Origin of the sequence: Pseudomonas sp. 9AZ (genome assembly GCF_902506525.1) — a bacterium.
GTDB classification, from domain to species: domain Bacteria; phylum Pseudomonadota; class Gammaproteobacteria; order Pseudomonadales; family Pseudomonadaceae; genus Aquipseudomonas; species Aquipseudomonas peli.
Map to the genome: position 1 here is coordinate 1,247,077 of NZ_LR733840.1, position 21,787 is coordinate 1,268,863.

Annotated in this window: 19 protein-coding genes and 1 tRNA gene; 1 reads left to right on the plus strand and 19 read right to left on the minus strand. The window is 59.6% G+C overall.

The features are described from left to right. Position 1: 1 nt before the first annotated feature. The 8 genes from alr to rnr form a co-directional block, all read right to left on the minus strand. Positions 2-1,081 carry an alanine racemase gene (gene alr, locus ALTER154_RS05940; protein WP_160085648.1) on the minus strand — a complete coding sequence of 360 codons (1,080 nt, stop codon included), beginning with the start codon at positions 1,079-1,081 and terminating at the stop codon, positions 2-4. 100 nt (positions 1,082-1,181) lie between these two features. Continuing rightward, a complete protein-coding gene (dnaB, locus tag ALTER154_RS05945; protein WP_090249643.1) occupies positions 1,182-2,576 on the minus strand; it encodes a replicative DNA helicase in 1,395 nt (464 codons plus the stop codon). Between the two features lie 115 nt (positions 2,577-2,691). Next, on the minus strand, positions 2,692-3,138 hold the full coding sequence (gene rplI / locus ALTER154_RS05950) for a 50S ribosomal protein L9 (protein ID WP_090249644.1): 447 nt from the start codon (positions 3,136-3,138) through the stop codon (positions 2,692-2,694). A gap of 21 nt (positions 3,139-3,159) precedes the next feature. Further along, positions 3,160-4,053: a hypothetical protein gene (locus tag ALTER154_RS05955; protein ID WP_160085649.1), complete on the minus strand. Its 894-nt coding sequence runs from the start codon at positions 4,051-4,053 to the stop codon at positions 3,160-3,162. 36 nt (positions 4,054-4,089) lie between these two features. Further along, complete coding sequence (rpsR, locus tag ALTER154_RS05960; RefSeq protein ID WP_069519637.1) at positions 4,090-4,320, minus strand: 30S ribosomal protein S18; 231 nt, start codon at positions 4,318-4,320, stop codon at positions 4,090-4,092. 28 nt (positions 4,321-4,348) lie between these two features. Then, the gene (rpsF, locus tag ALTER154_RS05965; protein WP_090249650.1) at positions 4,349-4,771 is read right to left on the minus strand and encodes a 30S ribosomal protein S6; all 423 of its coding nucleotides are present in this window, start codon (positions 4,769-4,771) and stop codon (positions 4,349-4,351) included. Between the two features lie 252 nt (positions 4,772-5,023). Then, positions 5,024-5,779 (minus strand): 23S rRNA (guanosine(2251)-2'-O)-methyltransferase RlmB, encoded by a 756-nt coding sequence (gene rlmB, locus ALTER154_RS05970; protein ID WP_160085650.1) that lies wholly within the window; start codon positions 5,777-5,779, stop codon positions 5,024-5,026. After that, positions 5,776-8,322, minus strand: a complete 2,547-nt coding sequence (rnr, locus tag ALTER154_RS05975) for a ribonuclease R (protein ID WP_160085651.1) — start codon at positions 8,320-8,322, stop codon at positions 5,776-5,778. Before rnr ends, rlmB begins: the two co-directional genes overlap by 4 nt. 215 nt (positions 8,323-8,537) lie before the next feature. Between rnr and ALTER154_RS05980 the strand changes: the two genes are divergently transcribed. Continuing rightward, a tRNA-Leu gene (locus tag ALTER154_RS05980) sits at positions 8,538-8,624 on the plus strand. A 106-nt stretch (positions 8,625-8,730) separates the two neighbouring features. On the opposite strand, the gene ALTER154_RS05985 is transcribed toward ALTER154_RS05980, so the two are convergent. The 11 genes from ALTER154_RS05985 to ALTER154_RS06035 all read right to left on the minus strand — a co-directional run bounded on the left by ALTER154_RS05985 (position 8,731) and on the right by ALTER154_RS06035 (position 21,784). After that, complete coding sequence (locus ALTER154_RS05985; protein ID WP_160085652.1) at positions 8,731-10,665, minus strand: methyl-accepting chemotaxis protein; 1,935 nt, start codon at positions 10,663-10,665, stop codon at positions 8,731-8,733. Between the two features lie 137 nt (positions 10,666-10,802). Next, the gene (locus ALTER154_RS05990) at positions 10,803-12,098 is read right to left on the minus strand and encodes an adenylosuccinate synthase (protein WP_160085653.1); all 1,296 of its coding nucleotides are present in this window, start codon (positions 12,096-12,098) and stop codon (positions 10,803-10,805) included. Between the two features lie 64 nt (positions 12,099-12,162). After that, on the minus strand, positions 12,163-13,350 hold the full coding sequence (locus tag ALTER154_RS05995) for an ATP phosphoribosyltransferase regulatory subunit (RefSeq protein WP_160085654.1): 1,188 nt from the start codon (positions 13,348-13,350) through the stop codon (positions 12,163-12,165). 37 nt (positions 13,351-13,387) lie between these two features. After that, positions 13,388-13,573 carry a DUF2065 domain-containing protein gene (locus tag ALTER154_RS06000; protein ID WP_090249667.1) on the minus strand — a complete coding sequence of 62 codons (186 nt, stop codon included), beginning with the start codon at positions 13,571-13,573 and terminating at the stop codon, positions 13,388-13,390. A gap of 100 nt (positions 13,574-13,673) precedes the next feature. Further along, entirely contained in the window at positions 13,674-14,543 is an 870-nt protein-coding gene (gene hflC, locus ALTER154_RS06005; protein WP_160085655.1) for a protease modulator HflC, read from the minus strand. Beyond that, positions 14,543-15,700, minus strand: a complete 1,158-nt coding sequence (gene hflK, locus ALTER154_RS06010) for an FtsH protease activity modulator HflK (RefSeq protein WP_160085656.1) — start codon at positions 15,698-15,700, stop codon at positions 14,543-14,545. Before hflK ends, hflC begins: the two co-directional genes overlap by 1 nt. 96 nt (positions 15,701-15,796) lie before the next feature. Beyond that, positions 15,797-17,098, minus strand: coding sequence for a ribosome rescue GTPase HflX (hflX, locus tag ALTER154_RS06015; protein WP_090249674.1), 1,302 nt, complete (start codon positions 17,096-17,098; stop codon positions 15,797-15,799). A gap of 14 nt (positions 17,099-17,112) precedes the next feature. Then, positions 17,113-17,373, minus strand: a complete 261-nt coding sequence (gene hfq / locus ALTER154_RS06020) for an RNA chaperone Hfq (RefSeq protein ID WP_090249679.1) — start codon at positions 17,371-17,373, stop codon at positions 17,113-17,115. A gap of 101 nt (positions 17,374-17,474) precedes the next feature. After that, the gene (gene miaA, locus ALTER154_RS06025) at positions 17,475-18,452 is read right to left on the minus strand and encodes a tRNA (adenosine(37)-N6)-dimethylallyltransferase MiaA (RefSeq protein WP_160085657.1); all 978 of its coding nucleotides are present in this window, start codon (positions 18,450-18,452) and stop codon (positions 17,475-17,477) included. 27 nt (positions 18,453-18,479) lie between these two features. Continuing rightward, complete coding sequence (gene mutL / locus ALTER154_RS06030) at positions 18,480-20,357, minus strand: DNA mismatch repair endonuclease MutL (RefSeq protein ID WP_160085658.1); 1,878 nt, start codon at positions 20,355-20,357, stop codon at positions 18,480-18,482. Further along, complete coding sequence (locus tag ALTER154_RS06035) at positions 20,354-21,784, minus strand: N-acetylmuramoyl-L-alanine amidase (protein ID WP_160085659.1); 1,431 nt, start codon at positions 21,782-21,784, stop codon at positions 20,354-20,356. Before ALTER154_RS06035 ends, mutL begins: the two co-directional genes overlap by 4 nt. Between the last annotated feature and the right edge of the window lie 3 nt (positions 21,785-21,787).

The following is a 21,787-nucleotide window of genomic DNA, read 5'->3' on the forward strand; positions in this document are numbered from 1 at the left end:
CTCAGCTGTTGCGGTAACGCCGTGGCACCCGCGCAGTGACCTTGCTGAGCAGCTCGTAACCAATGGTTCCGGCTGCCTGCGCCACCTCATCCACCGGTAACTGCGCACCCCACAGCTCGACCGCATCGCCCACGGCGGCGTCCGGCACGTCCGTAAGGTCGACCATCAGCATATCCATGGACACCCGCCCGACCAGCATCACACGCTGGCCACGGACGACAACCGGCGTGCCGGCCGGCGCATGGCGTGGGTAGCCATCGGCATAACCGCAACTCACGGTACCGATACGCGACGGCCGCTCAGCACGCCAGGTACAGCCATAGCCAACCGCTTCACCCACCGCTACATCGCGACAGGCTATCAGCTGCGCAGTCAGGCTCATCGCCGGGCGCAAGCCCAGCTCAACGGCGCCCAGATCAGCAAAAGGTGTTGCGCCATAGAGCATGATGCCCGGACGCAGCCAATCCATATGCGCAGCCGGAATGGTCAAAATTGCCGCAGAGTTGGCCAGCGAGCGCTGGGCAAAATCCAGATCCAGCAGATCGAGAAACTGCTCCAGCTGTAGTTCGGTGGTTTCACAGCCGCGCTCATCGGCGCAGGCAAAGTGACTGAGCAGATTCAGCTCGGCCACCTGCGCCGCGACCTGCAAACGGCCATGCCATTCACGCACGGCAGCGGCGCTAAACCCAAGACGGTGCATGCCGCTGTCCAACTTCAGCCAGACATTCACCGGCTGCGATAACGCAGTGGCGAGCAACTGCTGCGCCTGCTGCTCGCTGTGCAGCACAACATCCAGGCCCAGCTGCGCGGCAAACGAGTACTCGTCCGCCTCGAAGCAACCCTCAAGCAATAAAATCCGCGCCTCACCATGCAGCGCGCGCACCTCGGCGGCCTCCTCCAGACTGGCCACAGCAAAGCCGTCAGCCATATCGTGCAACGCCGTCACCACCTCGCGCACGCCATGCCCATAGGCATTCGCTTTAACCACCGCAAACGCCTGTCGCCCCGGCGCACAGCGCCTGGCCACCGCGTAGTTATGGGCAATGGCAGACAAATCGACAGTGGCTACAAGGGGACGCATGGAGAAAAGTCCTTAAACAAAACGGGCAGCCAGTTTACCCACTGGCTGCCCGTTTTTATTGATCTGACACAGCAACACGCTGTGTTGCGCGCCCGCCGCTCTACTCGTCGTCGAACTGGTAGCTACCCGGCGCGAGGTTTTCGAAACGCGAGAACTTACCGAGAAACGCCAGCCGCGCCGTGCCCAATGGACCGTTACGCTGCTTGCCGATGATGATTTCGGCCACGCCCTTGTACTCGGTCTCGGGGTGATACACCTCGTCGCGGTAGACGAACATGATGATGTCGGCGTCCTGCTCGATGGCCCCGGATTCACGCAAGTCAGAGTTGATCGGGCGTTTGTTCGGGCGCTGTTCCAAGCCACGGTTAAGCTGCGACAGGGCGATAACCGGGCAATTGAATTCCTTGGCCAAGGCCTTCAGCGAGCGAGAGATTTCGGAAATCTCGTTGACTCGACTGTCGCCGCTGGAACCTGGAATCTGCATCAGCTGCAGGTAGTCGACCATGATCAGACCGATCTCGCCGTGCTCACGCGCCAAACGGCGGGTACGTGCGCGCATCTCCGAGGGCGAGATACCGGCGGTATCGTCAATAAACAGCTTGCGGTCATTGAGCAGATTGACCGCCGAGGTCAGACGCGGCCAATCGTCGTCATCCAGGCGACCGGCACGCACCTTGGTCTGATCGATACGCCCTAGCGAGGCGAGCATACGCATCACGATGGAGTCGGAAGGCATCTCCAGCGAGTACACCATCACCACCTTGTCGCTGCGCATCAGCGCATTTTCCACCAGGTTCATGGCGAAGGTGGTCTTACCCATCGACGGTCGGCCGGCAACGATGATCAGGTCGGCCGGCTGCAGGCCGCTGGTCAGGTTGTCCAGATCTGTAAAGCCGGTGGACAGACCGGTGATCGCGTCGCCAGCATTAAACAGGGTATCGATACGGTCGATGGCCTTGACCAGAATATCGTTGATCCCCACCGGGCCACCGGTCTTCGGCCGCGCCTCGGCGATCTGAAAGATCAGGCGTTCGGCCTCATCGAGAATCTCGGCGCCGGTACGGCCTTGCGGCATATAGGCACTGTCGGCAATTTCGCCGCTGATGCCGATCAACTGGCGCAGCGTGGCGCGCTCACGAATGATCTGCGCATAGGCCTTGATGTTGGCCACCGAGGGCGTGTTCTTCGCCAGCTCGCCGAGGTAGGCCAGGCCGCCGACTTGCGACAGCTGCCCTTCCTGATCGAGCTGCTCGGATACAGTCACCACGTCGAAGGGGTGGTTACGCTCAGCCAGCTTGAAAATCGCGCGGAAGATCAGGCGATGGTCATGCCGATAGAAGTCGCCATCGGACACCGCATCGAGCACCCGCTCCCAGGCATTGTTGTCGAGCATCAGGCCGCCCAGTACGGCTTGCTCCGCCTCGATCGAGTGCGGCGGCACCTTCAGGGCGGAGGTTTGCAGATCGTACTGTTCGGGCAGGCTGATGTCGTTCATAAGGCTCGGGCAAAGAATTCTGTGTTGGAAAAACAAAGGGCACGGCATCGCTTTCGCAATGCCGTGCCCGATGTTAGCGAGCCTGCACTCAAGTGCAAGCCCGTTGAGCAGCCAGTTAGGCGGCTACAACAACAACCTTAACGGTTGCTTCAACGTCGCTGTGCAGGTGCACGGCTACGTCGTATTCGCCGAGTTGACGAATGGTGCCGTTCGGCAGACGCACTTCAGCTTTGGCCACTTCAACGCCAGAGGCGGTCAGGGCTTCAGCGATGTCGTGAGTACCGATGGAGCCGAACAGTTTGCCTTCATCGCCCGCGGTAGCGGTGATGGTGACTTCCAGTTCAGCCAGCTGAGCAGCGCGGGATTCAGCGTAAGCTTTCTTCTCGGCAGCCAGTTTTTCCAGCTCGGCGCGACGCGCTTCAAACGCAGCAACGTTTGCAGGAGTAGCGGCAGTGGCTTTGCCTTGCGGCAGCAGGAAGTTACGACCGTAACCGGACTTAACATTCACTTTATCGCCCAGGTTGCCCAGGTTGGCGACTTTTTCCAGCAGGATCAGTTCCATTTGGTAATAACCTCTTAACTTTTAACCTTCACCGTTCGCAGGGCCCGAGCCTTGTTTGCGCTCAAAGCGACCACGAAAATCAAGCAGACTGTCGACAATGGCCAAAACCACCAGTAACGGATAAGTCAGCTGCATAAACAGCAACAACGTGATGTACAACCCAACCAGCCAGAACTTACCTAACCGACCTTGCGCCACCATCCCATGCAACAGGGCGATGCCCGCAAACGCCAACGGCACACTGCACAACGGCGTCAACATGGCCATTTGTGGACCCAGATTGGGCCCCAACAGCATGCCGACCAGCAGCAACATCGCCAGCGGGGTGGGGAGGCGTAGTGCGCGAAATTCGCGACCGAAGCCACCCGGGTTATACAACTGCGCCTGCCAGAAGCGCCCAAGCATCAGGCTCAACAAGCTGACTATCTGCAACAACGCCGCGATCAATCCGGTCAGTACCGGTGCAATCAGGCTATCCAGGCGCGCTCGCTCATCCACCGACATCTGTTGGTGAACCCCATCAAGCATTTGCGGCATCAGCTTTTGCAGCTCAAGCGCTATTGCTTCGATGGGTTCGCGGAACACCGCACCCAAGACCAGCCCATACACCAGGCCCAATGCCACACTGCACAGCAGCACACGATTCCAGGACAGGTTGGCGCGTAACAACAACGCCAATCCCAGCGCACCGAGCAACACCAACAGGGTGCGCGGCTCACCGAAATACCACCAGCCAATGGCCGGCAGCAGGGCCCAGGCGAGGATGCCAGCGGCATCACTCCAACCGCGCCGCAGAAGCACCAGGCTTCCAGCGGCAGCACTCAACCAGAACAACAGCGGCAACGCCGCAGAAACCACCACTACGAGAGTGGCCTGCATACGGCCGCGCATAATGAATTCAGCTATGGCGCGCATGCGATCTATCCCTTACTTCTTGTCGAACATCCGGTCTCAGCGGCCGTGGCTGTCGGTGTAAGGCAGCAGGGCCAGGAAGCGGGCGCGCTTGATAGCGGTAGCCAGCTGACGCTGATAACGAGCCTTAGTACCGGTGATACGGCTAGGAACGATCTTGCCGGTTTCCGAGATGTAAGCTTTCAGCGTGTTGAGATCTTTGAAATCGATCTCTTTCACTTCTTCTGCGGTGAAACGGCAGAATTTACGACGACGGAAGAAACGTGCCATGAGAGTGGCTCCTCAATAGATCCGTGGATTACTCGTCAGCGTTGTCGCTGTCGTTGTTGTCGCTGTCATCGCCATCAACAGAATCGGCGTTGTCAGGACGGTCACGACGCTCACGGCGCTCACTGCGGTTTTCTTCGGCCTTGAGCATCTCGGACTGGTCAGTAACGGCCTCGTCGCGACGGATGACCAGGTTACGGATCACGGCATCGTTGTAACGGAAGTTGTCTTCCAGCTCAGCCAGGGCTTTACCGGTGCACTCAACGTTAAGCATCACGTAGTGAGCTTTGTGGACGTTGTTGATGGCGTAAGCCAGCTGACGACGGCCCCAATCTTCCAGGCGGTGAATCTTGCCGCCGTCTTCTTCGATCAGCTTGGTGTAACGCTCAACCATGCCGCCGACTTGCTCGCTCTGGTCCGGGTGAACCAGAAAGATGATTTCGTAATGACGCATAAATGCTCCTTACGGGTTGTAGCCTGCCGCGAAATGCGGTCAGGCAAGGAGTGAATTTCACTTGTTTGTCTTGCTGTAACAGAAAGGCGCAAAAGCACCTGCCGTCGCGGCAAGGGGCGACATTCTAGTGAAGCCCCCTGCTACACGCAAGGTGAACTGGTGATTATTTGAACAATGCTGCGCGATTGCGCGGACAGAAAAGTCATTGCCGAGGTCAACGGCAGCGGGCGCCTTGCAGGCGCCCGCTGCGCATTATTTCTTGCCACCAGCCTTGCGCTGGCGCAATGCCTCGAACAGACACACACCGGTCGCAACCGACACATTGAGGCTGCTAACGCTACCTGCCATCGGCAACTTGACCAGGTAATCGCAATGCTCACGGGTCAGGCGACGCATACCTTTGCCTTCAGCCCCCATGATCAGCACAGTCGGCCCAGTCAGGTCATGCTCATACAACTCCATCTCAGCTTCACCGGCCGTACCCACAACCCACAGGCCGCGCTGCTGGAGTTTCTCCAGACTGCGCGCCAGATTGGTCACTGCAACTAGCGGGATCACCTCTGCTGCGCCGCAGGCGACTTTACGCACGGTAGCGTTGAGCGTGGCGGACTTGTCCTTCGGCACAATCACCGCCAGCGCACCCGCCGCATCAGCGGTCCGCAGACAAGCACCGAGATTGTGCGGATCGGTCACGCCGTCGAGCACCAGCAGCAGAGGCGCACCTTCGGTGCGGTCGAGCAGCTCGTCGAGCATCGCCTCGCCCCAGACCTGACTGGGGCTGACATCGGCGACTACGCCCTGATGCACACCACCCTCGACCCAGGCATCCATCTCACGGCGCTCACACTGACCAACAGACACCCGCGCATCCGCCGCCAGCGCCAGCAGCACCTGCACGCGCGGATCATTACGCCCTTCGGCTAGCCAGATTTGCTTAACCCGCTTTGGATGGTGACGCAGCAGCGCTTCTACAGCATGCACGCCGTAGATTTTCTCCAGCTGACTCATGACTTCGCCTTACGCTTGCGTGCACCGCCTGACGCCGGCGCCCCACCAGCCGGAGCGCCCTTGCGGTGCGCACCTGGCTTACCTGACTTGCTGGCTGGTTTGGCAGACTCACTCTTGGCAGCGCCCTTGCCGGCCTTGCTCTTCGAATCACTGAGCAGCGACTTTTTCAGCGCACGGCTCTTTTCCACATCGGTATTACCTGGCGCAGCACGCTCGCCGCGACGCCCGGTTTTACCCGCAGCCGATTCAAAACCACCACGGCGCTGACCGGCCGGCATAGCCGTTTTACCTTCAGCCAGTTCAAAGTCGATCTTGCGCTCGTCCAGATCGACGCGCATGACCTTGACCTCAACGCTATCACCCAGACGGAAACTGCGACCACTGCGCTCGCCCGCCAGGCGGTGATGTACAGGGTCGAAGTGGTAGTAATCGCCCGGCAAGGCGGTGACGTGCACCAGACCCTCGACGTAAATGTCCTTCAACTCAACGAACAGACCAAAGCCTGTCACCGCCGTGATCACACCCGGGAACGTTTCGCCGACGCGATCCTTCATAAACTCGCATTTGAGCCAGTTCACTACATCGCGAGTCGCCTCATCGGCGCGGCGCTCGGACATCGAGCACTGCTCGCCAAGCTGCTCAAGAATCGCATCGTCGTATGGGTAGATCCGCGCCCGCGGCATGATCGCCGCACCGGCACGCTTGACGTGCGGAGTGTCGAGCTTGGAGCGAACCACGCTGCGAATCGCCCGATGGATCAGCAGGTCCGGGTAGCGACGAATCGGCGAAGTGAAGTGCGCATATGCCTCGTAATTCAGGCCGAAGTGGCCCTGATTGTCGGCGCTATAAACCGCCTGACTGAGCGAGCGCAGCATCACAGTCTGGATCAGGTGGTAATCCGGACGTTCGCGGATACTTTCCAGCAGCAGCTGGTAATCCTTGGGCGACGGACCGTCCTTCGACTTGCCGCGATGCAGCGACAGCCCCAGCTCGGTGAGGAATGCTTTGAGCTTCTCCACACGCTCCGGCGGCGGGCAATCATGCACGCGATACAGTGCCGGAATTTCATGCTTCTGCATAAACGCAGCGGTGGCCACGTTGGCAGCCAGCATGCATTCTTCGATCAACTTGTGTGCATCGTTACGCTGGGTTGGGCGAATCTCGGCAATCTTACGTCCAGCCCCGAAGATGATCCGGGTTTCCTGGGTTTCAAAATCAATGGCCCCGCGCTCATGGCGCGCAGCCAGCAACACTTGGTACAGCGAGTACAGCTGCTTGAGGTGCGGCAGCACTTCTTTGTACTCGCCACGCAGCGCCTTACCTTCGCTGCTTTTCGGCTGCTCAAGCATAGCGCTGACCTTGTTGTAGGTCAGACGCGCATGGGAGTGGATCACCGCCTCATAGAACTGGTAGTCGGTCATCTTGCCGGTCTTGGAGATACTGATCTCACAGACCATGGCCAGACGATCGACATGCGGGTTCAGCGAGCACAGCCCGTTGGACAATTCTTCCGGCAGCATCGGGATTACCCGCTCCGGGAAGTACACCGAATTGCCACGCACCTGAGCCTCGGCATCCAACGCCGAATCGATTTTCACATAATGCGAAACGTCAGCGATGGCGACATAGAGCTTCCAGCCGCCGGAAAACAGCCGCCAGTTGCTGCCGTTTTTCTCGCAATACACCGCATCATCGAAGTCGCGCGCGTCTTCACCATCAATGGTGACGAACGGTAGGTGGCGTAGGTCGATACGCTTTTCTTTGTCCTTCTCTTCAACTTCTGGCTTGAGCTTGTGCGCTTCTTTTACAACCGCGTCCGGCCAGACGTGGGGAATGTCGTAGCTGCGCAATGCAACGTCGATTTCCATACCGGGCGCCATGTAGTTGCCAACCACCTCAACCACGTCGCCCTGGGGCTGGAAGCGCGTAGTCGGCCAGTGAGTAATTTTCACCTCAACAAACTGACCCTGTTTGGCGCCGGCATTACGCCCTGGCGTCACCAGCACTTCTTGCTGAATTTTCGGGTTATCGGCCACAACAAAGCCAACGCCGCTTTCTTCGTAATAGCGGCCAACAATGCTTTCGTGGGCACGAGAGATCACCTCAACCACCGCACCTTCACGACGACCACGACGATCGAGGCCGGAAACCCGCGCCAACGCACGGTCACCATCGAACACCAGGCGCATTTGCGCAGGACTCAGGAACAGGTCATCACTGCCGTCATCCGGCACCAGAAAGCCAAAGCCATCGCGATGACCGCTGACGCGACCCAGGATCAGGTCGAGCTTGTCGACCGGGGCATAGGTGCCGCGACGGGTATAGATCAGTTGACCATCGCGCTCCATGGCGCGCAGACGACGACGCAGCGCTTCAAGCTGCTCTTCAGTAGCCATGCCGAACTCATCGGCCAGCTCTTCGCGAGCTGCTGGAGAGCCGCGCTCATCCAAGTGCTTAAGAATCAGCTCACGACTTGGAATGGGGTTTTCGTATTTTTCCGCTTCACGAGCGGCCTCGGGATCGAGGGATTGCCAATCGGCCATTAGAGGTAATTCACCTTATCTACACAAATTCGGTTTGCCATGTGCCTATTGAAGCGCGAAACCACTGTCCAGGTCAGCACGGCACACAGAATAAAATTTTTTAACAACAGGGGTTTACAAGTAAAAACCCGATCCGTATTATGCGCGCCACAACGACGGGAAACGAAGTTAACCAAGTTGTAGTTGATAGCAAATAAGCAAGTTTTGCAATCAATGCCCAGGTGGTGAAATTGGTAGACACGCCAGCTTCAGGTGCTGGTGACCTTACGGTCGTGGAAGTTCGAGTCTTCTCCTGGGCACCAATTCAAAAAAACCGAGCCACTGGCTCGGTTTTTTATTGCCTGCGATTTAACCCCCAGACGCGTAAACAACTTGGTGGGCGCTCAGGTGCGCCCACCCTGAATCGGCCTAAACGCGAAACTGACCCAAACTGGCTTTAAGCTTCTTCGCCAAGCCATCCAACACGCGACCGCTATTGGCCGTAGCCGCAACAGCCTCAGCCGCGCGCTGCGCCTCAACATGAATAACCTCAACACGCCCACGCACGGCATCAGCCCCCTCCGCCTGATGCGCAGCCGCCTCTGTCGCGGCATTGATCGCGCCGTGCACTTCCTCCACCGCCTCACGCACCGACTGCTGCACTCGCGCACTTTCGCGCAGGGCCGATAAGCCTTGATCAGCCTGCTTACCGGCCTGACTAATAGCCTCAACCGCTTCGCGTGCACCCTGCTGCAATGCGCCGATATGGGTCTGAATATCGCCAGTGGACTGCTGCGTCTTACTGGCCAGCGCGCGCACCTCATCGGCCACCACAGCAAAACCGCGACCACTCTCGCCCGCCCGGGCCGCCTCAATGGCCGCATTCAGGGCCAATAAGTTGGTTTGCTCAGCAATTGAGCGAATCACCGTTAGCACCACTTCAATCTGCTCACTCTGCTTGGCCAGCCGCTCGATGACCGAAGCCCCCGTTTCCACACGCCTCACCAACTCTTCGATCGAGCCCCCCACGCGCAGCGCAATCGCAGCATTGTCATCAGCAGCCTGACGAATCGCACCAACGCGCTGCAAGGCCTCGCGCATAGCATGGCTTTCCGCCTGCGCTTCGCTGGCCATTTCAGCCAACGCCTGCAAACTACCGGCGACCTCATCACGCTGACGCTCGGCCGCTGACTCAGCTGCAGCACTGCGCGAAGCAAGACTGCCAATTTCTTGCCCGGTGAGTGATGCCACCTCACCCGCCTCGCGCACAATCGGCTGCAACTTGGCGACGAAGCGATTGACCGCCGCCGCCATGTCGCCAATTTCATCACGGCTATTGAGTTCGACCCGACGGGTCAGATCCCCCTCGCCGGCCGCCCAGTCATTCAACACCGCAATCAAGGTATGCAGCTTGCTGACTACTCGCCGCCCGAGCACCAAGGCCAATACCAACAGAATCAGCAGTGCCACGACAGCAAGGCCCATGCTGATATTCCAACGCAAACCAGCTGCAGCCTGCTGCACCACCTGACGACTGCTCTGCTCCATACCGCCAGCCGCCTCACGCGCAACACTCAATCGAGCAGCCAGAGCGTCCGCACTGCTAGTGGCCGCACCACTTAAACTGTCTGAAACCAACTGCCCACTGCTGTCGATCAAACTGACGAAACGCTGATCCAGCTTCGCCAGCTCCTCATCCACCGACGCAGTAGAAACCCCCAAAAGAACCTTGCCGATATCCGACCCCATCGGACTGATCGTCGCCTCGGCGATATACACGCCAGGATCATTGGCGGCAGCCTGCAGCACCTTATCCAGTGCGCCACCACCTTCCCCCTTGGCCATCAAGGCACGTACACGTGCGTCCTGCCGATTGAGATGGCGTGTCAGCCGTTCGCCTTGCGCATCGAGGTACACCGCAAATAGCACCGCTGGATTGCGATGCGCTCCACGGACTAACTCAGTGAGCGCGGGCACATCGGCATCCCAGATAGCCTTTGGCGCAACGGCCGATAGCAGCTGCGCCAGCTCGTCCGCCGAACGCTTAAGATTGCTGTCCAATACGCCACGAATTTGCGCCTGCTCCTCGGCCAGCCGGGTAGAAAGGCCTTTGGCCAACTGCGCCTGGGTGCTGGCGGAGAGGCCATCCAGACCGCCACGCACTTCATCACCAGCTTTAGTCAGCTCGTCTACCAATCGCGCCGTATCGGACTGCATGCCTTTGGCCAAATCTGCCTCAAGCGTTGCCACCGTGGTCCGGGTCAACGCCACAGCCACAATGACTTGCACCAACAAGGCCACGCCCAGCGCCAGAAACACCGGCAACAACAAACGACTGCGCAGCACAGAAATAATGGCAAACACGGCAGACACTCCTAACAGCGGTAATGCCTATAACGGCGGGGAAGCTGATTTATAAAGGCTAGCTCGGATATTTTTACGCGGACCAGAAACGACAAAGGGCCGCCAATTGGCGACCCTTTGTGCACTACCTGTGACTATCAGGCAAACGGATGACGCAACACAATAGTCTCGTTGCGGTCCGGGCCGGTGGAAACGATATCAATCGGCGCACCGACCAACTCTTCCACACGCTTGATGTAGGCACGCGCAGCCGCTGGCAGCTCTTCCAGGGTTTTCGCGCCCAAGGTCGATTCGCTCCAGCCTGGCATTTCTTCGTAGACCGGCTGCAGACCCAGGTAGCTGTCGGCATCAGTCGGCGCATCAACCAACACGTCGCCGTTCTGATCTTTATAGCCCACGCAGATACGGATGGTTTCCAGGCCGTCGAGCACGTCGAGCTTGGTCAGACATAGGCCGGAGATGCTGTTGATCTCGATGGCGCGACGCAGGATCACCGCATCAAACCAACCGCAACGACGCGCACGACCGGTGGTGGAGCCAAATTCGTGGCCACGCTTGGCAAGGAACGCGCCGGTTTCGTCGAACAGCTCAGTAGGAAACGGCCCCGAACCCACACGGGTGGTGTAGGCCTTGGTGATACCGAGGATGTAATCCAGGTACATCGGACCAAAACCGGAACCGGTGGCGATGCCGCCCGCTGTGGTGTTGGAGCTGGTGACGTAGGGGTAGGTACCGTGGTCAATATCCAGCAGCGAGCCCTGAGCACCTTCGAACATGATGTCTTTGCCCTCACGACGCATGTCGTGCAGCACGGCGGTCACGTCGGTCATCATCGGCTTGAGCAGCTCGGCGTATTCCATGCACTCGTCGAGCGTCTTCTGGAAGTCGATGGCCGGCTCTTTGTAGTAATTGACCAGTACGAAGTTATGGTAATCCAGCAGCTCACCGAGCTTGGCGGCGAAACGCTCACGGTGGAACAGATCACCAATGCGCAGGCCGCGACGCGCCACCTTGTCTTCATAAGCAGGGCCAATGCCACGGCCGGTGGTGCCGATCTTGGCATCGCCACGGGCTTTCTCACGGGCCTGATCGAGGGCCACGTGGTACGGCAGGATCAGCGGGCAGGACGGGCTGATACGCAGACGCTCGCGCACCGGCACACCCTTCTCTTCCAGCTTGATGATTTCACGCATCAGCGCATCAGGCGCAACCACCACGCCGTTGCCAATCAGGCACTGCACGTTTTCGCGCAGGATGCCGGAGGGGATCAGGTGCAGAACGGTTTTTTCGCCGTCGATTACCAGGGTGTGGCCAGCATTGTGACCACCCTGGTAACGCACAACAGCTGCAGCCTGTTCGGTCAGCAGGTCGACGATCTTGCCCTTGCCTTCATCGCCCCACTGGGTACCCAGGACTACGACATTCTTACCCATAACACTAACCCTCTTCGCAAACTTGATGCCGGCCATAGCCGACGGAAACTTTTCGCCTTGCCGCTCAGGCTGTCAGCGCAGCTAACTGCCAGCGGCCATCACGCAACAGCAGCTGACGATCACAGCCTGCAGCCTCGGCGTCAGCCGCGACCTGCCCAGGCAATGCCTGAACCACGCGCTGACCGTCCTGGCGCAAGCGCACAATCGCCTGCCACAAAAACACATCATGGTTATCCGGAGCCCAGACACCAGCAGGCTCTTCACCCAACTGCATCTGCCCCAGGCTTACCAGGGTTTTCAGGTCGGTGGAGAAGCCTGTCGCCGGACGCGCGCGACCAAAATCAGCGCCGATGTCGTCATAACGGCCGCCCTGGGCGATGGCATAACCCACACCAGGGACGAAGGCCGCGAACACTACGCCGGTGTGATAGTGATAACCGCGCAGCTCGCCCAGATCGAAGTACAGCGGTAATTCCGGGTAGCGCAAGCTCAGCGCATCGGCAATCGCCATCAGGTCATCCAGCGCCGCATGCACATCGTCCGGCGCATCGACCAGGCAGGCCTGAGCCAGGTCCAGCACTTCACGACCGCCGCACAGCTCGCTAAGCGCGCGCAGCATTTTGCGCAGGTCATCCGGCAGGGTTTCAGTCAGCTCAACGACCTCATCCAGCGCCTTGCGCTGCAGCGCGTCGAACAACTGCTGCTCGACCTCGCCAGACAGCTCGGCGGCGCGCGCCAGACCGCGATAGATACCGACATGACCAAGGTCCATATGCACATCCGGTACCGCAGCCAGCTCAAGGGTGTTGACCAGCAGGCTGATCACTTCCACATCGCTGGCCGGGCTGGCGTCACCATACAGCTCAGCACCCAGCTGAATCGGGCTGCGCGAAGTCGTCAACGCACGCGGCTGAGCATGCACCACGCTACCGGCATAGCATAGACGGCTCGGCCCTTCACGGCGCAGGGTATGCGCATCAATACGCGCCACCTGCGGCGTAATGTCGGCACGAAAGCCCATCTGCCGGCCGGACAACGGATCGGTCACCTTGAAGGTGCGCAGATCCAAGTCCTGGCCAGCGCCAGTCAGCAGCGATTCCAGGTACTCGATATGTGGAGTGACCACAAATTCATAGCCCCAGCGCTGGAACAGATCCAGAACCTGGCGGCGCGCCACTTCGATACGCCCTGCGTACGGCGGCAGTACTTCTTCGATGCCATCTGGCAGTAGCCAGCGGTCTACCGTTGCCATTTAGCCATTCCCCTCTTGAACCGGGCGGCACAAGCCTTCAGTGAAGCCAATAAAGAACAGTTGTTCCCAGCAGCATGCTGGCCAACCCCAGCAGACGCAGCTGCCTATCAGACAACTGCATCAGTTGTAAAAGCGTGTCACGCCAATGGCGCGGACACAGAAAGGGCAGGATGCCTTCCAGCACCAACACGAGACACAACGCGATGCCTAATTCCTGCCACATGCTTCCCACAGACGCAAAAAAGCCGGGATTTTCCCGGCTGCCGCATCATACCACGTTTTCCGAAAGGATCACCCCGGCGGCTGCCCGCCGGGGTGATGACTCAAGGCTTGGACTTCTCCAGATAGCGGAAGAAGTCGCTACTCGGATCCAGCACCAGCACATCACGCTTATCAGCGAAGCTCTCGCGATAAGCCCTCAGGCTGCGATAGAACGAATAGAACTCCTGGTCCATGCCATACGCCTTGGAGTAGATCGCAGCGGCCTGGGCATCGCCCGCACCGCGCAGCTCTTCAGCTTGACGGTAGGCATCTGCGAGCAACACGCGACGCTGACGGTCGGCATCGGCGCGAATACCTTCGGCCAGCTCCTTACCCTTGGCGCGGTGCTCACGAGCCTCACGCTCACGCTCGGAGCTCATGCGATCGAACACACTGCGATTCACTTCCTTCGGCAGGTCGATGGCCTTGACGCGCACGTCCACAACCTCGATACCCAGCTCTTTCTGCGCAGCCCGGTTCAAGGAAGCGGTCACGTCTGCCATCAGCGCATCGCGCTCGCCGGATACCGACTCATGCAGGGTGCGCTTACCGAACTGGTCACGCAGCGACGCTTCAAGACGACGCGCCAGACGCTCGTCGGCAATCTGCTTCATACCGGACGTCGCAGTGTAGAAACGCTCAGCGTCAAGCACTCGCCATTTGGCGAAGGCATCAACCATCAGCGCTTTCTTTTCCAGCGTTAGGAAACGCGAGCTGCTGGAATCCAAAGTCAGCAGACGCGCATCGAACTTGCGCACCTGGTTGACGTACGGAATCTTCACATGCAGGCCCGGCTGCACGTCCGGCTGGACGATACGACCAAACTGCAACAGCACCGCACGCTCAGTCTGCGACACGATATAGAAGCTATTCCAGGCGACCAGCGCCAGCACCACGCCAACAATAAGGGCGATCAGCGATTTATTGCTCATCAACGGCTCTCCCTTGTACGCAGTTCAACCTGACGCGGATCGATGGTTACCCGCGAGCCGGCGTCTGCAGTACCCGCAGCACCAGATATCGAGCTAGGCGCGGACGTGCTGCGGCCATCAATCATCTTGTCCAGCGGCAGATAAAGCAGGTTGTTCTGCCCCTTGTCGCCAGTCACCAGCACCTTGCTGGTATTGCTCATCAGCTCTTGCATGGTGTCCAGATACAGACGTTCGCGAGTGACCTCTGGCGCCTTGCGGTACTCGGTCACCAATGCAGTGAAGCGATCCGCCTCACCCTGTGCGCGAGAAACCACTTCGTCGCGATAACCGCTGGCATCCTCAATCAGGCGCTGCGCCTGACCACGGGCTTCCGGCACCACACCATTGGCGTAGGTTTCCGCCTGGTTCTTCTCACGCTGCTCGTCTTCACGGGCGCGGATCACGTCATCGAAGGCTTCCTGCACTTCGCGCGGCGCCGCCGCACTCTGCAGGTTGACCTGAGTGACGGTGATACCGGTGCGGTAATTATCGAGGAAGCGCTGCAAGCGATCCTTGACCTCACTGGCCATCAGCTCACGGCCTTCGGTGAGCACCTGATCCATCTCGGTGGAACCCACCACGTGGCGCACGGCGCTATCGGTCGCATGCTGCAGACTGACTTCCGGCTGATCAACGTTGAGAACGAAATCCTGCAAGTTGCTGACCCGGTACTGCACGGTCAACGGCACTTCGATGATGTTTTCGTCTTCGGTCAACATCTGCCCTTGTTTGCTGTAAGCGCGCTCGCGGGTGACGTTTTCCTGAAACTTGCGATCAATCGGCGGGAAATAGATATTCAGGCCCGGGCCGACTGTTTCGTAATACTTGCCGAAGCGCAGCACCACGGCCTGCTCCTGCTCATCAACGACATAGATCGCGCTGTACAGCCAGACTGCAGCCAGTAGCCCCAGGCCCACGAACAGCAGGCCGAAACCGCCGCCATTGCCCGAACCAGTCTCACTGCCTCGTTTCTTGCCGCCACCGAACAGCCCATTCAGGCTCTCCTGCAGCTTGCGGAAGGCCTCATCGATATCCGGCGGCCCCTTGCGATCACCGCTCTTACGGCCACCCCATGGGTCCTGATTATTCGAGTTGCCACCCGGCTCATTCCAAGCCATAGCGCTCTCCATCTGATAAAGCAAAGACGCGCCCACGGCGCGCCCGCCAATGCTACAGAATGCATGCAACCAGCGGCAAAGTCGCTGATGCAGGCTTTATTGCAAAGTGTGTTGCTCAATAAATTCCTGCGGCTTCAAGCCTTCACGACTAACCAGCCGATTTAGCTCGATCCGCGGCAAGCGCACCGCCAGCAAACTGCTGCCGTCTTCGGTGTGGGACTCGCTCTGCACCGCACCCAGGGCGAAAAACTGCGCACGCAAGCGCGCGAGGCGCTGCGGCAGCTGCAATGTACCGACAAACAGGTCATCGCCCAACAGCTCGGCTATCGCCTGACGCAGTAACGGCAAACCACGCCCATCACGCGCCGACAGCCAGACGCGCTGCGGCTTGCCGTCGGCATCGCGCTGAATCTGCGGCTCCACACCCTCGAGCAGATCGAGCTTGTTATACACCTCAAGCATCGGCAGCTCATGGGCACCGATTTCACCCAACACCGCCAAAACCTGCTCGATCTGTTGATCGCGCTCGGGCTCGTGGGAGTCGATTACGTGCAGCAGCAGGTCGGAATTGCTCGATTCCTCAAGCGTCGCGCGAAAGGCCTCAACCAGCTTGTGCGGCAAGTGCCGGATAAACCCCACCGTATCAGCCAGTACAATCGGCCCCAGATCATCCAGCTCCAAACGACGCAGGGTGGGATCGAGGGTGGCGAATAGCTGATCAGCCGCGTAGACATCCGAGGTGGTCAGGGAGTTGAACAGGGTCGATTTGCCGGCGTTGGTGTAGCCCACCAGCGACACCGAAGGAATATCAGCACGCTGGCGGCCGCGCCGAGCCTGCTCGCGCTGGCTGCGCACTTTTTCCAGTTTCTGCTTGATCTGGCGAATCCGCACGCGCAACAGGCGGCGGTCGGTTTCCAGCTGAGTCTCACCCGGGCCACGCAGGCCGATACCACCCTTTTGCCGCTCAAGGTGGGTCCAGCCGCGCACCAGTCGCGTACTCATGTGGTCGAGCTGGGCCAGCTCGACCTGCAACTTACCTTCATGGGTACGCGCACGCTGAGCAAAAATGTCGAGGATCAGACCGGTACGGTCCAATACTCGACACTCGAAAGCGCGCTCAAGGTTGCGCTCCTGGCTCGGGGTAAGCACGTGGTTGAAGATAACCAGATCAGCCTCGGCAGCCTTGACCTGATCACGCAACTCTTCAACTTTGCCACTGCCGATCAGATATTTGGCCGTAAGCCGATTGCTCGGAACACTGAGGAACGCGACGGTTTCAGCACCGGCCGAGATGGCCAGCTCCTGAAACTCCTGCGGATCCTCGCGCGCCTCGGAATTTTGGCCGTCCAGATGTACCAGAATGGCCCGCTCTCCACCTTCATGGCGCTCGAAGAACAATGCAGCCTCCTAAATCAGGCGTTACCAGGCTCAGCTTCAGCTTGCTCGGTTTCGCTGGCGCTCGGCAGACGCACCGGACGGCTTGGCACTACAGTGGAAATGGCGTGTTTATAGACCATCTGGCTGACAGTGTTTTTCAGCAAAATCACGAACTGGTCGAAAGATTCGATTTGGCCCTGCAGCTTGATGCCGTTAACCAAATAAATAGAAACCGGGACGCGTTCCTTACGCAAGGTGTTCAGGTAAGGGTCTTGTAGCGAATGCCCTTTTGACATGTGCCGCACTCCTTTAAGGATAATTTTTCAATAATTTTAGTAAACCAACTAACGGCTTAAAGCCGCCATACCCCCAAGGATAGACGGCCAACGGCAAGGTCTCAGGTCAATATGGAGACCGCAGCCAGGTATTTCAAGGCACGCGGCAGATTGTCACAGTCGGCACTATCGAGCCAGTGCACATCCTGCTGCCAACCGCGTAACCATGTGAACTGTCGCTTGGCCAGCTGGCGCGTGGCGATTATGCCCCGCTCCTGCATCTGCACAGCATCTAACTTGCCGTCCAGATGATCCCAGACCTGGCGATAACCCACCGCTCGTATAGACGGTAGCCCAACGTGCAAGTCACTTCGCTGACGCAGGCGTTCGACCTCGGCCACCAGCCCCTGTTCCAACATCAGGCGAAATCGCAGGGCTATTCGCTCGTGCAACAGCTGCCTTTGCGCCGGGGCAATGGCCAATTGCGCCACAGTATAGGGGAATTGGCGCACCGCCGATGCGCCACCCGCAGTATTTTCTGCAGCCTGGCGCTGACGATGTACTGTCATGCTCTGCCCACTCACGCGATAGACCTCCAGGGCGCGAATCAAGCGCTGCGGGTCGTTAGGGTGGATACGCGCGGCGGACTCGGGGTCGACCGCACGCAGCTCAGCGTGAAGCACCTCCCAACCTTCGGCCTGGGCGCGCGCCTCCAGCTCGGCGCGCAACGCCGCATCTGCGCTGGGCATTTCGGCCAGGCCCTCAAGCAAGGCCTTGAAATACAACATAGTGCCGCCCACCAGCAGCGGAATACGTCCGCGCGCGGTGATTTCAGCCATGGCCGTCAGGGCATCGGCACGGAACTCGGCTGCCGAATAGCTCTCGGCCGGGTCACGAATATCGATTAAGCGGTGAGGAAACTCAGCCAGCGTGGCCTTGTCCGGCTTGGCCGTGCCGATATCCATATCACGATAGATCAGCGCAGAATCGACGCTGATCAGCTCGCACGGCAGCACCCGCGCCAGTTCGATGGCCAGATCGGTCTTGCCGGCCGCTGTTGGCCCCATCAGGAAAATCGCCGGAGGCAGGCGCTCGGACATGCTAAAAGTCTCTAAATGGCGCGGCGCTTAGCGTCCACGCAGGAACAGCTTGTCCAGATCATCCATGCCCATCTGCGTCCAGGTCGGCCGCCCATGGTTGCACTGGCCGCTGCGCTCGGTGTGTTCCATATCGCGCAACAAGGCATTCATTTCCGGCAGGGTAAGCCGTCGGTTGGCGCGCACGGCACCGTGGCAAGCCATGGTACCGAGCAGTTCATTGAGGTGCGCCTGAATGCGGTCGGTGGTGCCGTATTCGAGCAGATCACCCAGCACATCCTGCACCAGACGAGTGGCCTCGGCCTGCTTGAGCAATGCGGGAATCTGTCGGATAGCCAGGGTTTCCGGGCCCAAACGCTGCAGCTCAAAACCCAAGCGCTGGAACCACTCGGCATGCTCTTCGGCGCAGTCGGCTTCACGCTGGCTTACGGCAATCGACTCCGGCACCAGCAGCGGCTGACCGCGCAGGCCTTCACTGGCCATGGCAACTTTTAAGCGCTCGTAGGTGATGCGCTCATGGGCTGCGTGCATGTCCACCACAACCAGGCCCTGAACGTTCTCGGCAAGAATATAGATGCCCTTGAGCTGGGCAATGGCATAGCCCAAGGGTGGAATATCACCTTGCGCATCCGGTAAGCCAGCAGCAGCCGGCGCAGTGGTCATCGGCGAGAAAAACTCGCGATAGGCGCCCTGTACTTCGGCGGCCGGCAAGGCCGCTTCCGGACGGGAGCCCTGATAGCCGACACCTGGCGAGCGCCATACGGAGGCGCTGGGCGCTGGCTGCAACAGACTGGCGGCCAAGCCGATCTCACCTTGCGGGCCAAACTCGCCAGCTGCCTGCCCCGTGGGGCGCACCATATCGCTCACAGCTGCTGGAGCAGCGAGCTGATCCTCCGGACGCACCTCACCCAGGGCTCGGTGCAGCGTGCCGTAGAGGAAGTCATGCACCATACGCCCATCACGGAAGCGCACTTCGTGCTTGGTCGGGTGCACGTTGACGTCTACCACCGACGGATCAATTTCCAGAAACAGCACAAATGTAGGATGGCGACCATTGAACAGCACGTCGCGGTAAGCCTGGCGCACTGCGTGGGCAACCAGCTTGTCGCGCACCATGCGCCCATTTACGTAGAAATACTGCAGATCTGCCTGGCTACGGGAGAAGGTCGGCAAGCCAACCCAACCCCACAAATGCAGACCGTTGCGTTCGATATCGATCGGCAGCGCCTGCTCGAGAAACGCAGGGCCACAGACCGAGGCCACCCGCCGCGCGCGGCTCTGCTCATCCGGCGCCTCATGCAGACCGAGCACGGTCTTGCCGTTGTGGCGCAGGTGGAAGGCCACATCGAAGCGCGCCAGGGCCAGGCGCTTGATCACTTCCTGCAGGTGATCGAATTCGGTTTTTTCGGTCTTGAGAAACTTGCGCCGCGCCGGGGTATTGAAGAACAGGTCGCGCACTTCTACCGAGGTGCCGACCGGGTGCGCTGCTGGCTGCACGCGCGGCTGCATATCACGGCCTTCGGTTTCCACCTGCCAGGCCTGCTCGGCACCCTCGGTGCGTGAGGTCAACGTCAGGCGTGCGACGGAGCTGATCGACGCCAGCGCCTCACCACGGAAGCCCAGGCTCATGACCTGTTCCAGGTCTTCAAGCTCGCGGATCTTGCTGGTGGCGTGGCGGGCCAGTGCGAGCGGCAGGTCATCCGGGGAGATGCCGCTGCCGTTATCACGCACCTTGAGCAACTTCACGCCGCCCTGCTCAACATCCACCTCGATACGTTTGGCGCCGGAATCCAGGCTGTTTTCCAACAGCTCCTTGATTACCGAGGCCGGGCGTTCAACTACCTCACCGGCAGCAATCTGGTTCGCCAGCCGCGGGCTGAGCAGCTGGATACGCGCCGCTTCACTCATGGCTGCACAGCCAGAGCAGTCGCGGGAATCTGCAAACGCTGGCCGACCTTGATCACATCGTTTTTCAGCGAGTTGGTACTGCGCAGCACTGCCAGACTGACTTGATAGCGCTGTGCAATCAGCGCCAGGCTTTCGCCAGAGCTTACCACATGTTCGCGCGGCCCGAGGGCAATCTTGCCGTTGTCACGCAGCCAAGCCACGTGAGTGCCAGGCGGCGGGTTTTCATGGAAGAACTGCCGCACGCCTGTGACGATCGAGCGCGCCAGCGCTTGCTGATGGCTGGCGCTGGACAGTTTGCGGGCTTCATTGGGATTGGAGATAAACCCGGTTTCCACCAGGATCGACGGAATATCCGGCGACTTCAGCACCATAAAGCCGGCTTGCTCTACCCGCCGTTTATGCAGCGGCGTCACCCGGCCCATATTGCCCAGTACCTTGTTGCCGACGTTCAGGCTGGATGACAACGATGCCGTCATCGACAGGTCGAGCAGCACCCCGGCGAGCATCTTGTCCTTATCATCCAGGCTGACATTGCCGGCGCCGCCGATCAGGTCCGACTGGTTTTCCGCATCGGCCAGCCAGCGCGCAGTCTCCGAGGTGGCGCCGCGATCTGACAGGGCATACACCGACGCACCGAATGCAGCGGCACGCGGTGCGGCATCGGCATGGATGGAAACAAACAGATCGGCGCCCTTCTTACGGGCAATCTCAGTGCGTTTACGCAGTGGAATAAAGTAGTCGCCCGTGCGGACCAACTCGGCACGGAAGCCTTTCTCGGCATTGATCTGCCGCTGCAGCTCCTTGGAAATCGCCAGGGTCACGTGCTTTTCATACTGGCCTTTAACCGGCGACAGGGCGCCCGGGTCTTCACCGCCATGGCCGGCGTCGATGGCAATCACGATATCGCGCTTGCCGTTGGGCACTGGCGTCAGTTTCGGCGGTGCTTGCGTTGGCGTGACCGGAACCTGCGGTGCAGTGGCTACGGCCGTGCTCGGCAAGCTCGGTGCCGCGCCACTCTCCTGATCGAACAAATCAACCACCAGACGATGCCCGTACTGCTGGTTAGGAGCCAGGGTAAAGCTCTTTGGCGTGACCGCTGCGGAAAGGTCAATCACCACACGCAGATCTTGCGGGGTGCGTTGTGCCGAGCGTACGCCGGTGATCGGGGTATTACTCAAGGTCAGCTGATCGAAGCTGGTAGCCAGTTTGGCCCCACTGACATCAATGACGATACGATTGGGCGCGGACAGCAGGAAAACGCTGTGTTGCACTGGACCGGACAGGTCAAACACCAGGCGCGTGTTATCCGGCGCACGCCACAAGCGGACACTGCGCACATCCGAAGCGGCCATTACATCGGCGACCAACGCCACCAATGCCACTCCAATTACGATGAAACGCGCGCCTATGCGCATAGCCAACCCCATATC